General features: G+C 39.2%; 15 protein-coding genes. 14 read left to right on the forward strand and 1 reads right to left on the reverse strand.

Annotated elements, in window-relative coordinates; all coding sequences use genetic code 11:
- The first annotated feature begins 88 nt into the window (after nucleotides 1-88).
- Nucleotides 89-1321 (forward strand): aspartate kinase, encoded by a 1233-nt coding sequence (locus ACMX9J_RS18450; protein WP_047749793.1) that lies wholly within the window; start codon nucleotides 89-91, stop codon nucleotides 1319-1321.
- 51 nt (nucleotides 1322-1372) lie between these two features.
- On the opposite strand, the gene ACMX9J_RS18455 is transcribed toward ACMX9J_RS18450, so the two are convergent.
- Nucleotides 1373-1900 (reverse strand): YslB family protein, encoded by a 528-nt coding sequence (locus tag ACMX9J_RS18455; protein ID WP_028411755.1) that lies wholly within the window; start codon nucleotides 1898-1900, stop codon nucleotides 1373-1375.
- 489 nt (nucleotides 1901-2389) lie between these two features.
- Between ACMX9J_RS18455 and ACMX9J_RS18460 the strand changes: the two genes are divergently transcribed.
- The 13 genes from ACMX9J_RS18460 (at nucleotide 2390) to ssuD (ending at nucleotide 13459) form a co-directional block, all read left to right on the forward strand.
- A complete protein-coding gene (locus ACMX9J_RS18460) occupies nucleotides 2390-2998 on the forward strand; it encodes a succinate dehydrogenase cytochrome b558 subunit (protein WP_028411754.1) in 609 nt (202 codons plus the stop codon).
- Nucleotides 2999-3027: 29 nt separating this feature from the next.
- Nucleotides 3028-4815 carry a succinate dehydrogenase flavoprotein subunit gene (gene sdhA / locus ACMX9J_RS18465; protein ID WP_416226088.1) on the forward strand — a complete coding sequence of 596 codons (1788 nt, stop codon included), beginning with the start codon at nucleotides 3028-3030 and terminating at the stop codon, nucleotides 4813-4815.
- A gap of 3 nt (nucleotides 4816-4818) precedes the next feature.
- Complete coding sequence (gene sdhB, locus ACMX9J_RS18470) at nucleotides 4819-5592, forward strand: succinate dehydrogenase iron-sulfur subunit (RefSeq protein WP_013059398.1); 774 nt, start codon at nucleotides 4819-4821, stop codon at nucleotides 5590-5592.
- Nucleotides 5593-5655: 63 nt separating this feature from the next.
- A complete protein-coding gene (locus ACMX9J_RS18475; RefSeq protein ID WP_028411753.1) occupies nucleotides 5656-6105 on the forward strand; it encodes an acyl-CoA thioesterase in 450 nt (149 codons plus the stop codon).
- Between the two features lie 174 nt (nucleotides 6106-6279).
- Nucleotides 6280-6504 (forward strand): spore germination transcription factor GerE, encoded by a 225-nt coding sequence (gene gerE, locus ACMX9J_RS18480; protein ID WP_013059396.1) that lies wholly within the window; start codon nucleotides 6280-6282, stop codon nucleotides 6502-6504.
- 203 nt (nucleotides 6505-6707) lie between these two features.
- Nucleotides 6708-7034 carry a hypothetical protein gene (locus tag ACMX9J_RS18485; protein ID WP_028411752.1) on the forward strand — a complete coding sequence of 109 codons (327 nt, stop codon included), beginning with the start codon at nucleotides 6708-6710 and terminating at the stop codon, nucleotides 7032-7034.
- A 148-nt stretch (nucleotides 7035-7182) separates the two neighbouring features.
- Entirely contained in the window at nucleotides 7183-7683 is a 501-nt protein-coding gene (locus tag ACMX9J_RS18490) for a cation:proton antiporter regulatory subunit (protein WP_013085158.1), read from the forward strand.
- Complete coding sequence (locus ACMX9J_RS18495) at nucleotides 7684-8898, forward strand: cation:proton antiporter (protein ID WP_028411751.1); 1215 nt, start codon at nucleotides 7684-7686, stop codon at nucleotides 8896-8898.
- 133 nt (nucleotides 8899-9031) lie between these two features.
- A complete protein-coding gene (locus ACMX9J_RS18500) occupies nucleotides 9032-9829 on the forward strand; it encodes an ABC transporter ATP-binding protein (protein WP_080754460.1) in 798 nt (265 codons plus the stop codon).
- 33 nt (nucleotides 9830-9862) lie between these two features.
- A complete protein-coding gene (locus ACMX9J_RS18505) occupies nucleotides 9863-10849 on the forward strand; it encodes an aliphatic sulfonate ABC transporter substrate-binding protein (protein ID WP_028411749.1) in 987 nt (328 codons plus the stop codon).
- 10 nt (nucleotides 10850-10859) lie between these two features.
- Entirely contained in the window at nucleotides 10860-11714 is an 855-nt protein-coding gene (locus tag ACMX9J_RS18510; RefSeq protein ID WP_028411748.1) for an ABC transporter permease, read from the forward strand.
- A 69-nt stretch (nucleotides 11715-11783) separates the two neighbouring features.
- On the forward strand, nucleotides 11784-12338 hold the full coding sequence (gene ssuE / locus ACMX9J_RS18515; RefSeq protein WP_028411747.1) for an NADPH-dependent FMN reductase: 555 nt from the start codon (nucleotides 11784-11786) through the stop codon (nucleotides 12336-12338).
- On the forward strand, nucleotides 12335-13459 hold the full coding sequence (gene ssuD / locus ACMX9J_RS18520) for an FMNH2-dependent alkanesulfonate monooxygenase (protein ID WP_033579638.1): 1125 nt from the start codon (nucleotides 12335-12337) through the stop codon (nucleotides 13457-13459). Before ssuE ends, ssuD begins: the two co-directional genes overlap by 4 nt.
- Nucleotides 13460-13499 lie beyond the last annotated feature (40 nt).

Raw genomic sequence — 13499 nt, forward strand, 5'->3', positions numbered from 1 at the left:
TCATTGCTTTTTTTATTGTCTGAGTAAAAAAATTTAGCTTCTCATCATCCTGCATATGCAAATTTATTGAAAAGGAATGAACAAAATTATGGCATTAATCGTTCAAAAATTTGGTGGAACATCTGTTGGTTCTGTTGAACGTATTCAACATGTAGCAAACCGTGTTATTCAAGAAGCAGAGCGCGGTAACCAAGTAGTAGTTGTTGTATCGGCAATGGGCAAAACCACAGATGCACTGGTGAAATTAGCAAGTGATATTACGGACAGTCCAAGTAAACGCGAAATGGATATGCTTCTTACAACTGGAGAACAAGTAACGATTTCCCTGTTAACAATGGCTCTTCAATGCAAAGGTCATGAAGCCACTTCGCTAACAGGTTGGCAAGCTGGTATCCAGACGGAAGCAGTTCACAGCAATGCACGAATCCAGCACATTGACACGACTCGTATTCAAAGCCAATTAGATAGAGGTCGAATCGTAGTAGTAGCTGGATTCCAAGGCTGTTCAGAAGATGGAAGCATTACAACATTAGGTCGAGGCGGCTCTGACACGACGGCAGTAGCTCTTGCCGCGGCACTAAAAGCTGCAAAATGTGATATTTATACAGACGTAACAGGAGTGTTTACGACGGATCCGCGCTACGTAGAAGATGCTCGTAAACTTCATTCTATTTCATATGACGAAATGTTAGAATTAGCCAATTTAGGAGCAGGGGTGCTGCATCCGCGCGCTGTTGAGTTTGCAAAAAATTATCAGGTACCGCTAGAAGTGCGTTCAAGCTTAGAAAACGAGAATGGAACGATTGTTGAGGAGGAAGTTTCAATGGAACAAAACTTAGTCGTAAGAGGAATTGCGTTTGAAGATAATATTTCACGGGTGACAATTGAAGGGTTAAACAACGAGTTACAAACTCTTTCTACTATTTTTACAGCATTAGCAAAAGAACAGTTAAATGTGGATATTATTATTCAAAACGTAACGGCTAATAATCGCCTCTCTATCTCATTTTCTATTAAAACTGTAGATGTAGAAGCTGCTCTTGCCGTCTTAAAAGAGTATAAATCTACCTTGGGGTATACGCGTATTGAACATGAAAGCAGTCTGGCTAAAGTATCGATTGTGGGATCTGGCATGATATCTAATCCAGGTGTTGCAGCCGAAATGTTTGAAGTGCTGGCAGGAGAGAAAATTGAAGTGAAGATGGTCAGCACGTCTGAAATTAAAGTATCTACAGTTGTACCGCATGCTGATATGGTAAAAGCTGTTGAGACGCTTCACGTAGCATTTGAATTAGAAGAGCAGCAGGCAGTGCAAGTATAAAGAAAAGAAAAAAGACGTGGTATCTCCACGTCTTTTATATATACGTATTTCTTACTTTTTATAACGCTCCGCACGGGTTTCGGTAGGTAAGATATCTTTTCGGTCCCACTGCACGGAAATCAGCACTTTTCCGTTCTTTTCTTTAGGTGTTAAGTAGGCTTCTGTTAGGCAGTTGTTTTGACGCTGAATCTGTTCAGCCACAAACCCTGACTCAAGATGAAATGAACAAGTTTCCTGCTGAAATCTTTTGCTGACCACATCACCTGATAACTCAAGCTCTAGTGAATATTTATCTTTTTTGGCAAGCGTCAGTGTTCCCCAGGAAGCTGCTTTAAAAAATGCGACGATTTCATCCATTGTATTTAATGGATATTTACGCGCAAGGTGTTTTCCTGCCCAGTATGAGATGGTATTCGTTTCGTCTCCAAGAAGCTCTGGAATTAACACGTCACGCAAAAGGCTGTATCCGAAATATGGAACGTGATCAAGAGCTCTCTCTGTTTCAGCTGCGGCATTAGGTTCTAATGTTTCCATCGTCTCTTCAAGTTCTTGCTGTGATTCTGTTTGTAAATTGCTCATGCTTTCCCCTCTTTCTTTACTACTATTATATACAAATCTAAAAAACCTCTCACGCATTTTTTTAATAAAATGTAAGAGGATCTTTATTATGGTAAAAAGAGTTAGATGTAAAGATAAAAAATCCATAAAATTACTTTTAAAAGGGTACTTTTACCTGTGTAAATGTTTTGTGAACTTGTTTACAATAAAAGTATAAAGTAAACGCTTACTTAACTGTGGCAAGCGATATTATAATAGAAAGAAAAAATCTTTAACATCAATGCAGTAAGCGTTAACAAATATAAAATTTTATAAATTTATATTTTATAGAAGATTTAAACATCTTGCCTTGACGCTCTTAATCGATGGGAGTAAAATTAACCTGTCACATACTTTATTAGGAAATGCAAAGGTTTTCATTTCCTGTATTCACGATTAATCTATTTGTCTAGTGGGAGTAAGAAAGTTCTTCACAAACTATGTTCATTTAACTAAGGGGGGTCTACGCAGATGGCGGCAAACAGAGAGTTTCAATATCGGAGAATCCATTCACTACTTGGAGTAATACCAATCGGGATTTTCTTAACACAGCATTTAGTTGTGAATCATTTCGCGACAAAGGGAGAAGAATCATTTAATCAAGCAGCTCACTTCATGGAGAGCTTACCTTTCCGCTATGCTCTAGAAATTTTCATTATTTTCTTACCAATCGTTTTTCACGCAATATACGGTCTTTACATCGCATTCACTGCTAAAACAAACGTTAACAACTATGGATTTTTCCGTAACTGGATGTTTATCCTTCAGCGTGTTTCAGGTGTAATCACACTTATCTTCATCACATGGCACGTATGGGAAACCAGAATACAAGCTGCGCTTGGAAAAGAAGTAGATTTTCAAATGATGGAACGAATTTTAAGCAACCCAGCAATGTTTGCATTCTACATAGTTGGTGTTGTATCTACAATCTTCCACTTTGCAAACGGTCTATGGTCATTTGGAGTTAGCTGGGGGTTAACTGTAACACCACGTTCTCAAAGAATTTCAACTTATGTGACATTAGCAATCTTCTTAGCACTTACATTCGTAGGTGTTCGTACATTATTCGCATTTGCATAAAATTAAGGTTTTGAAGGAGTGGGGTTCCGATGAGTAACGGAAAAATCATCGTAGTCGGTGGCGGTTTAGCTGGCTTGATGGCAACAATAAAAATTGCTGAGTCTGGCAAGCAAGTAGATTTATTTTCACTAGTTCCGGTAAAAAGATCTCACTCAGTTTGCGCGCAAGGTGGAATCAACGGAGCCGTAAATACGAAAGGTGAAGGAGATTCACCATGGGAACACTTTGATGACACAGTGTATGGCGGAGACTTTTTAGCCAACCAGCCACCTGTAAAAGCAATGTGTGAAGCAGCTCCTGGTATTATTCACTTACTTGACCGTATGGGTGTTATGTTTAACCGTACTCCTGAGGGTTTGTTAGACTTCAGACGATTTGGCGGAACGCAGCATCACCGTACGGCTTTTGCTGGAGCAACAACGGGTCAACAGTTATTGTACGCATTAGATGAGCAGGTTCGTCGCTATGAAGTTGCCGGACTTGTGACAAAGTACGAAGGATGGGAATTCTTAGGTGCTGTTCTTGATGATGAGCGCAGCTGTCGCGGAATTTCTGCACAGAATTTAAAATCAATGGAAATTAAAACGTTCCCAGCTGATGCGGTTATTATGGCTACAGGTGGACCTGGTATTGTCTTTGGAAAATCGACGAACTCAGTTATTAATACAGGTTCAGCGGCATCTATCGTGTATCAGCAAGGTGCATACTATTCAAACGGAGAGTTTATTCAAATTCATCCAACTGCTATCCCGGGAGATGATAAGCTTCGTCTTATGAGTGAATCTGCTCGTGGAGAAGGCGGACGCGTTTGGACATATAAAGACGGTAAACCTTGGTATTTCTTAGAGGAAAAATATCCGGCATACGGTAACTTAGTACCTCGTGATATTGCAACTCGTGAAATTTTTGACGTCTGCGTAGCGCAGAAGTTAGGAATTAACGGAGAGAACATGGTTTATCTGGACCTTTCACATAAAGATCCAAAAGAGCTAGACATTAAACTTGGAGGTATCATCGAAATCTATGAAAAATTCATGGGCGATGATCCGCGCAAAGTACCAATGAAGATTTTCCCAGCCGTACACTATTCAATGGGCGGTTTATGGGTGGATTACGATCAAATGACAAATATCCCTGGCTTGTTCGCAGCTGGTGAGTGTGATTATTCGCAGCACGGAGCGAACCGTTTAGGAGCAAACTCATTATTGTCAGCTATTTATGGCGGTATGGTTGCTGGTCCTAAAGCCGTTGAATACATCAATGGTTTAGAAAAGAGCGCAGATGCTATTTCTTCAAGCGTATATGATCGTCATGTGAAAGAAGAAGAAGAGAAATGGAACAATATCATGAATCTTCAAGGTACAGAAAATGCATACGTTCTTCATAAAGAGCTAGGGGAATGGATGACTGACAACGTGACAGTCGTACGATACAATGACAAACTGTTAAAAACAGATGAAAAGATTCAAGAATTAATTGAACGCTATGATCGTATTAACATTAATGACACGGCTAAATGGAGTAATCAAGCGGCAACATTTACTCGTCAGCTTCAAAACATGCTCCAGCTTTCACGTGTTGTAACGCTTGGAGCTTACAACCGTAACGAAAGTCGCGGTGCTCATTATAAGCCGGATTTCCCAGGTCGTAACGATGAAGAATTCTTAAAAACAACAATGGCATCTTTCGTTGATAAGAAAACGGCTCCTTCTTTCCATTATGAAGAGGTAGACGTATCGTTAATCAAACCGCGTAAGCGCGACTACACAAAGAAAAAAGATGAAAAACCAAAAAAACAACAAGAGGGGGTTCGTTAATCAATGAGTGAACAACAAACAGTCCAAAAGACAGTGCGCTTCATTATTACACGTCAAGATTCAGCTGAATCTGCTCCTTACAATCAGGAGTTTGAAATTCCGTATCGTCCGAATATGAACGTTATTTCAGCACTGATGGAAATCAGACGTAACCCTGTTGATGCTTCAGGTAAAGAGGTTGCTCCGATAAACTGGGAAATGAACTGTTTAGAGGAAGTATGCGGAGCCTGTTCAATGGTTATCAACGGTAAACCTCGTCAGTCATGTACAGCTCTTGTTGATAAACTAGAACAGCCGATTCGCTTGCAGCCAATGAAAACATTCCCTGTTGTTCGTGACTTGCAGGTAGACCGCAGCCGTATGTTTGATTCACTGAAAAAAGTAAAAGCCTGGGTTCCGATCGATGGCACATACGATTTAGGACCAGGACCGCGTATGCCTGAAAAGAAACGTCAGTGGGCGTATGAGTTATCCAAGTGTATGACATGCGGCGTTTGCTTAGAAGCTTGTCCAAACGTAAACGACAAGTCAAACTTCATCGGTCCAGCACCGCTTTCTCAAGTTCGCTTGTTTAATGCCCATCCAACCGGTGCGTTAAATAAAGGAGAACGTTTAGAGACGATTATGGGTGATGGAGGGCTAGCGAACTGCGGGAACTCTCAAAACTGCGTTCAATCATGTCCAAAAGGAATTCCATTGACTACTTCAATCGCAGCTTTGAACCGCGACACAACAATTCAAGCATTCAGAAGTTTCTTTGGTAGCGATCAAGTATAACCACTCAAAACCTCTCCACGTGGAGAGGTTTTATTTTGTCTATGACGAACGGAGGAAATACAGATGAATAATATTTCGTATATTGAAGACATGGATCACTGGAAAGAGTCATTTTCGTTTAAGCAGAAAATCAAGGTAAGATTTTCGGAAACAGATATGTTTGGGCACTTAAATAATACGGTTCCTTTTGTTTATTTTGAACAAATACGTACGGAATTCTTTCACCATATTGGCTTTATGCAAAAGTGGACGAGTGAGTATGAGGGAACGATACCGGTGGTGGCTGATTTGCAGTGCGACTATGTCAAACAAGTGTATTTTGGTAACGTGCTAGCTGTTTTTGTAAAGGCCCATAAAATCGGACGTTCTTCGGTTGATTTACACTATATGATTCAAAATGAGCAAGGAGAGGTTGTACTCACGGGGAGAGGAACAATGGTGCAAATTTCTAAAGAAACAGGAAAAAGCGTGCCTTGGAATGAAGAGATGAAAAGGTGTTTATCGACTATATAAAAATGGCTTGAAGGCTCTTTCTTCAGGCTTTTTTTCTTTTTCAAAGGTAAAAAAGAGTTTTTTGCATATTTTTTCTAAAACTAGTAACCGCGTAGGCATACCGCACATAAGATATGTTGACTAAATTTACACCCATCCGATAGTTCAACTCAGGATCAGGCAAGGAGGGTTACATTGAAAGAAAAAGAGTTTCAACCTAAACCGCTACTTACAAAGCGTGAACGAGAAGTATTCGAGCTTTTAGTACAGGACAAAACAACAAAAGAAATCGCGAGTGAACTATTCATTAGCGAAAAAACAGTTCGAAATCATATTTCTAATGCGATGCAAAAGCTTGGAGTCAAGGGGCGTTCTCAAGCAGTCGTAGAACTCCTTCGAATGGGAGAACTTGAACTATAACATGAGCTGGCTTTCTTTTTAGAAAGCCAGCTTTTTGTATATTTTTTTAAGTATCGCATATGTATCTAAAAAGAATATCATTAAGAAAATATTATAAAAAAGGTAAATCTTTATAAAAGAAACTTATTGCTTGAAATTGAATTTCAGAGTACGTATACTTTTAAGTAAGGAGATACTACTTCAAAAGAAAGAGAGGTGAGATGATGAAAAATGTATGGTTAGGGGTATTATTATGCATGATATTCTGCTTGCCTTTTGCGAGTTTGCCAGATAAATTTATTGATAATGACTTTGAAAAAGTAAAGGTCACAAAAAGTTCGGTACAGCATTACACGGATATCGTGCACATGTCTCCAGGAGCTAAGCACAGCGTCAAACAAATAGGATCTCTAATACAAAGTGTGATAGTAACTTTTGCTTTAGTATGGGTGAGTACCAAGCTCATCATTCCGACGCATCAAATTGCGTATTTTTTCCTCAAGAAAACACTTTTTTATCCAAAAATCTTTCAATCAAGTTACCTCAATTAAATAAAAAAGGTTGAAATTTCAGCAGCCTTTTCTTCAAACCTAAAATTACCTACTATTCTTAGGCTTATTTGTCATGGGGATTTTCTATACAAATAATGCAATGAAAATTTAATATTCTTCTTAAAAACTTTATAGGAGTGATCATTCAATGATGATTAAAGAAACGGAATTACCAGGAATCGGCCGTAAATTTGAAATTGAGACAAGCGGAGGAAACCGTGTGGTCGTTATTATTCATGATGATGGACGACGTGAAATCTACCACTTCGATCAAAAAGATTTAGAAGAAAGCATTTTTGACATTACGTTAACAGATACGGAATCAAGACAGCTAGCTGCAATTTTAGGCGGCATGATTTACAAGCCAAAAGCAATGGAAACCATTGAAGTGGCATTCAATGACTTAGTGATTGAATGGTACAAAGTTGAAAAACAGGCGAAAGCTCACAGTAAAACAATTGGCGAAATTGACGTTCGCAGCAACTATGATGTCACAATCATCGCTGTCATTAAAAACACGCAAAAAAAATTATCCACCCCAGGACCAGATACGTTAATTGAAGAAGGAGATACGCTTGTCATCTCTGGTGAAAGAGGAAATTTAAAAACGCTCATTAAAGAATTGCTTTCACAAGGAGGTAGTTCATAATTGGATCATTTAGTATTTGAAGTTGGGACAGCTTTGTTACTAGTCGCTTTAGCGGCTATACTAGCACATAAATTTAAATTTACGATTATTCCATTCCTCATTCTGCTGGGCATGGCGGTTGGTCCCCATGCTCCTGAGTTTGGCTCATTCAGTTTAAAGTTTATTGAAAGCCAAGAGATTATTGAATTTATGGGGAGAATTGGAGTTCTCTTTTTACTCTTTTATTTAGGGTTAGAATTTTCAGTTGGAAAGTTAATTAAATCAGGTAAGTCCATCGCGGTGGGAGGATCTATTTATATTTTAATTAACTTTACCTTAGGATTATTGTATGGATACCTGACAGGAAATCCTCTTCTTGAAGTGCTGATTATCGCTGGAATTATTACGATTTCGTCCAGCGCAATTGTCGCAAAAGTATTGGTTGATTTAAAACGAACGGCAAATCCAGAAACGGAATTGATATTAGGGATCATCATGTTTGAAGATATTTTCTTAGCGGTTTATCTTTCTGTCGTTTCAGGGTTGGTGCTTGGAGACCACGGATCGCTTGCTGGATCTTTAACATCTATTTTAATTGCGTTTGGCTATATGATGCTGTTCTTTATCATTGCTCGAAAAGCTACGCCTCTACTAAATAAACTTTTAAATATTTCATCGAATGAAATCTTTATAATCGTCGTTTTTGCGGTATTGTTTTTTGTGGCAGGCTTCTCAGAAACAATTCACGTGGCAGAAGCAATTGGAGCATTATTGCTTGGGCTTGTATTTTCTGAAACAGAACATCGCGATCGGATTGAACATCTTGTCGTACCGTTTCGTGATTTCTTTGGAGCCATCTTTTTCTTCAGCTTCGGATTAAGTATTGATCCTCTCACGCTCTGGGATGCAGGCTGGCTTGCCCTTGGAGCAGTTGCGCTTACGATTATTGGTAACTTTACAGCCGGTATGATTTCAGGAAGAAAAAGCGGGCTGTCACACAAGGCTTCGACCAATATTGGATTAACAATCATGTCACGAGGTGAGTTTTCAATCATTATGGCTAACATCGGAATTGAAGGAGGATTATCGGCCATCCTTCAGCCATTCGCTGCGCTTTATGTATTGATTTTAGCTATTATTGGTCCTTTGTTAACGAAGGAGTCTAAGCATATATACGGATTTTTAAACTCAATATTTAAATGGAAAAAACCAAATCCTCAAGAATCTAATGGATAAAATATATAAAACACAGTTGACAAATCGGATTAATATGATAAAATTCAAAATAATCCAATAACAAATCAGTTAACTATAGCAACGGGCTGATCGGTCAACCGAAAGCTCCTACCTTTTTTAGGTAGGAGCTTTTATGTTTTTAGGTGAAATAGCTTTTGATTTAAAAATTCAAGGAGGAGGAATTGCTGTGAGTGTCGTGATTCAATCGGTTAACCGCTCATTTCAAAAAGGAGAACAAGTAACTCAAGCATTGCGAAATGTAAATCTTACGATTAATAAAGGTGAATTTATTACCATTATTGGTCCGAGCGGATGCGGAAAAAGTACGCTGCTTAAAATGATCGCTGGACTTGATATAGATTATGAAGGGCGCATTGAAATCAACGGGAAGCACATAGCCGGACCTAGCATTAAACAAGGAATGATCTTTCAAGAACACCGCTTGTTCCCGTGGCTTAATGTGGAGCAAAATATAGCGGCTGACTTATCGCTGAAAGATTCGAACGTTCGGCGCCGCGTAGATGAGCTAATTGATATTGTCAGGCTGAAAGGATTTGAAAAAGCTTATCCTCGAGAACTATCTGGGGGGATGTCTCAACGAGTTGCGATTGCGCGTGCTCTTTTAAGAAATCCAGAGGTTTTATTGTTAGATGAACCGTTTGGTGCGTTGGATGCTTTTACTCGCACTCATCTGCAAGATGTGCTGTTAGACATATGGAAAAAAGAAAAAACAACCATGATTTTTGTTACCCACGATTTAGATGAATCCATTTACTTAGGAACTAAAATTGTGATTATGAGTGCCAGACCAGGAGAAATTAGTCGGGTTGTTCCAGTAGAAATTAGTCATCCGCGAAAAAAGACAGAACTACCTTTTCAGCAGCTAAGGCAGCAAGTGCTGAAAGAATTTGAAGAAGCAGGAGAACATTAAAGATTCAATCAGACAGAGAAGGAGACAGAACAGATGAAAAAGCTACTTTTAACTGCAGCTATTGTACTTGTTCTCGCATTGGCTGGGTGCGGGACGAAAGAAAAAGCGAGCGGCGAAGATTCGAAAAACGTTACGATCAATATTGGCATTCAACAAAGCCTAGGACCTTTAATGCTGGCACAAAACCAAAAATGGTTTGAAAAAGAATTTAAAAAAATAGGTGTAAACGTTAAATGGACAGAGTTTCAAAGCGGTCCTCCGCAATTTGAAGGGTTAGCATCTGGACACTTGGATTTCGGCCAAGTTGGAAACTCACCGGTTATTTCTGGTCAAGGGGCAGATATTCCATTTTTAGAAATTGCTAATTCGAGCGACGGATTAAAAGGAAATGCTATTTTAGTAGGAAAAAACAGCAAGATTAAAAGCGTAAAAGATTTAAAAGGTAAAAAGATTGCGGTTGCGAAAGGCAGCAGCGGTTTTAACTTATTGTACAGAGCTCTTGATCAAAATGGGTTGAAGCCAAGTGACGTAAAGATTATTCAGCTTCAGCCAGACGAAGCTCAGCCAGCATTTGAAAATGGGTCAGTGGATGCATGGTCAATTTGGGAACCGTTTATCTCCCTGCAAAACTTAAAAAATGAAGCTCGTATTTTAGCAGACGGCGATTCGTTAAAGGTTGCTTCACCAGGCTTTACTATTGTAAGAGAAGGCTTTGCAAAAGATCATCCAGAGTTAGTCGTTAAGTTTTTACAAGTTTATCAAAAAGCACTTGAATGGCAAAACGAACATTTTGAAGAATCTGTGGATATTCTAGCAAAACAAAAAAATCTAGATAAAGATGTAGTAAGACAAGTGTTAAAAAATAATCCTGCCTATAATCGCCCAACCTCTAAAGAAATTATTGCAGAACAACAGCGAACAGCTGATTTTCAACAATCTTTAGGCGTTATTAAAAAGAAAATTGATACAGGAGATGTCGTTGATAATTCATTTATTGAAAAAGCATTAAAAGAAAAATGAGGTGATGAAAATGAGTAAAACATCCGTGGTTTCAGGACATGTCCAGTCTTCAGCAGCTCACTTGCAACAAGTGAAAAAAAGAAAGGAAGAAGCGAAAAATAAGCAGGGAATTTTCCTTCGTTCTCTCGTCGTGCCAATTTTGCTTATCGTCGTGTGGCAAATCATTGGTTCTGCGGGCTATGTATCTAAAACCGTTCTTCCTACACCTGTTGATATTGTACTTTCTTTCAAACAGCTCATCGTATCGGGAGAACTCGGAGCTAATCTTCAAATCAGTATTTTACGTGCTGCCATAGGTTTTGCCGTTGGAGCTGGTCTAGGTTTACTATTTGGTGTTATTGTCGGTTTCTCAAAGAAAACGGAGCACTATATGGATCCATCCATTCAAATGCTTAGAACTGTTCCTCACCTTGCCTTGGCTCCTTTATTTATCTTATGGTTTGGCTTTGGAGAAATTTCAAAGATATTGCTAATTGCAAACGGTGCGTTTTTCCCAATCTATGTTAATACGTATTTAGGCATTCGCGGCGTTGATTCGAAATTATTTGATGTTGCGCGTGTTCTGCAATTTAGTAAATGGAAACAAATCACGAAACTCATTTTACCAGCCGCTCTTCCTAATATTTTACTTGGTGTCCGATTATCTTTAGGTATTGCATGGCTCGGACTGGTAGTAGCTGAATTAATGGGAGCAAGTGAAGGTGTAGGATATATGATTATGGATGCTAGGCAGTTTTCTCAAACAGATGTAGTTTTTGTCGGAATTATCATTTTTGCTGTTGTAGGCAAATTAACTGATTCATTTGTCCGAGTATTAGAAAAGCGTCTTCTTAAATGGAGAGACAGCTACGCAGGTGAAAAATAAAAGAAGGATTTATATACTTATTAATCCTTGTAAATCTATCAGTTTTATAAGTTAAAAGGAGAGATGATAATGAGTCAGTTTACAATTATTACGGGAAGCCCTTCAAAACAATCAAGGTCAGCTGCTTTAAGTGAGTATATTGCAGCATATCTGCAAAATGAAAAACATGAAGTAAAAACCGTGCATGTCCGCGATCTACCAGCTGAAGACTTACTATATGCTAACTTTTCTAGCCCTGCGATTCAAGAAGCTCAAAAGAAAGTGGCAGATGCTGATGCCGTTATTATTGTCAGCCCAATCTATAAAGCTAGCTACACAGGAATCTTAAAAACATTTTTAGATTTAATACCTGAAAAAGGTTTGCACAATAAAACCGTGCTGCCGATAGCTACAGGGGGAACCATTGCTCATCTACTGGCTCTTGATTATGTATTTAAGCCGACATTATCCGTTTTAGGAGCTACTGCTCTTATTCATGGAGTTTATATTGTTGATTCTGAGGTGGCCTATACGAAAGAAAATGAAATTGAGTTTATTGCGGAAGAAGCAGAAGCGAGAATTAAACGTTCATTAAAAGAGCTTGAATATCATCTAGAACAAACGAAAAGGAGTGTTGAATCATGAAAATGTTATGGTTTATTCCTTCCCATGGAGATGGAAGATATCTAGGGACAAATCGAGGAGGTCGTTCAGCAGACTATTCATATTTTCGACAAGTTGCTCAAGCAGCTGACCGGTTAGGATTTGAAGGAGTTCTGATTCCAACGGGGAAATCATGCGAAGACCCGTGGCTATTGGCTGCTTCACTTATACCTGAAACAGAGCGTTTGAAATTTTTAGTAGCTGTACGTCCGGGCATTATGGCTCCTTCCGTGGCAGCGCGCATGACTTCGACTCTTGATCGAATTTCAAACGGTCGTTTACTAGTTAACGTAGTAGCAGGAGGAGATCCAGCAGAATTAGCCGGAGACGGCCTTTTCTTATCACATGATGAACGTTATGAAGCTGCGGATGAATTTTTAGATGTGTGGAAAGGGTTATTGGCTGGAGATACGGTTAATTATGAAGGAAAACATATTCATGTAGAGAACAGTGAGCTGTTGTATCCACCTGTTCAAAAACCTTCTCCACCTATTTATTTTGGCGGATCTTCACCCGCAGGACAAAAAGTTGCAGCAAAACATTCTGACGTGTATTTAACGTGGGGAGAGCCTCCTGAACAAGTAAGAGAAAAAATAACGGCTGTGAGAAAGCAAGCAGAAGCAGAAGGCAGAACCGTTAAGTTTGGGATTCGTTTGCATATTATTGTACGGGAAACGGAAGAAGAAGCTTGGGAAGCAGCCGATCGATTAATTCAGCATTTGGACGACGACACAATTCAAGCTGCACAGCGTACTTTTGCAAGGTATGACTCAGTTGGGCAGCAGCGAATGGCGAGCCTTCATAGAGGAACCCGAGAGGAACTTACGATTAGCCCTAACTTATGGGCAGGTGTGGGGCTCGTCCGGGGAGGTGCAGGAACTGCCCTGGTAGGCAGTGCTGAAAATATAGCGAAACGAATAAAAGAATATGAAGCTTTAGGAATTGAATCTTTTATTTTATCAGGCTATCCGCATTTAGAAGAAGCTTATCACGTAGGAGAGTTATTGTTCCCGCTTTTAAATATTGATGAGGGTGAAGGAAAGAGTGAAAGCATCGGTGAGATTATTGCAAACGATAGGTTTCCAAAAGCTTCAACCTCGTAAAAGAAGAACCGGTGAATTTTTCACCGGTTCTTCTTTTACA

This window comes from Priestia sp. RMT2NF4 (assembly GCF_047872835.1).
In the GTDB taxonomy this organism is placed as follows: Bacteria; Bacillota; Bacilli; order Bacillales; family Bacillaceae_H; genus Priestia; species Priestia zanthoxyli.

What these genes read in the sequence shown, in the direction of transcription:
- ACMX9J_RS18450 (WP_047749793.1), top strand. Translation starts at nt 89, where the DNA reads ATGGCATTAATCGTTCAAAAATTTGGTGGAACATCTGTTGGTTCTGTT.
- sdhA (WP_416226088.1), top strand. Translation starts at nt 3,028, where the DNA reads ATGAGTAACGGAAAAATCATCGTAGTCGGTGGCGGTTTAGCTGGCTTG.
- ACMX9J_RS18485 (WP_028411752.1), top strand. Translation starts at nt 6,708, where the DNA reads ATGAAAAATGTATGGTTAGGGGTATTATTATGCATGATATTCTGCTTG.
- ACMX9J_RS18510 (WP_028411748.1), top strand. Translation starts at nt 10,860, where the DNA reads ATGAGTAAAACATCCGTGGTTTCAGGACATGTCCAGTCTTCAGCAGCT.
- ACMX9J_RS18455 (WP_028411755.1), bottom strand. Translation starts at nt 1,900, where the DNA reads ATGAGCAATTTACAAACAGAATCACAGCAAGAACTTGAAGAGACGATG.
- ssuE (WP_028411747.1), top strand. Translation starts at nt 11,784, where the DNA reads ATGAGTCAGTTTACAATTATTACGGGAAGCCCTTCAAAACAATCAAGG.
- sdhB (WP_013059398.1), top strand. Translation starts at nt 4,819, where the DNA reads ATGAGTGAACAACAAACAGTCCAAAAGACAGTGCGCTTCATTATTACA.
- ACMX9J_RS18500 (WP_080754460.1), top strand. Translation starts at nt 9,032, where the DNA reads ATGTTTTTAGGTGAAATAGCTTTTGATTTAAAAATTCAAGGAGGAGGA.
- ACMX9J_RS18475 (WP_028411753.1), top strand. Translation starts at nt 5,656, where the DNA reads ATGAATAATATTTCGTATATTGAAGACATGGATCACTGGAAAGAGTCA.
- ACMX9J_RS18460 (WP_028411754.1), top strand. Translation starts at nt 2,390, where the DNA reads ATGGCGGCAAACAGAGAGTTTCAATATCGGAGAATCCATTCACTACTT.
- ACMX9J_RS18505 (WP_028411749.1), top strand. Translation starts at nt 9,863, where the DNA reads ATGAAAAAGCTACTTTTAACTGCAGCTATTGTACTTGTTCTCGCATTG.
- ACMX9J_RS18490 (WP_013085158.1), top strand. Translation starts at nt 7,183, where the DNA reads ATGATGATTAAAGAAACGGAATTACCAGGAATCGGCCGTAAATTTGAA.
- ssuD (WP_033579638.1), top strand. Translation starts at nt 12,335, where the DNA reads ATGAAAATGTTATGGTTTATTCCTTCCCATGGAGATGGAAGATATCTA.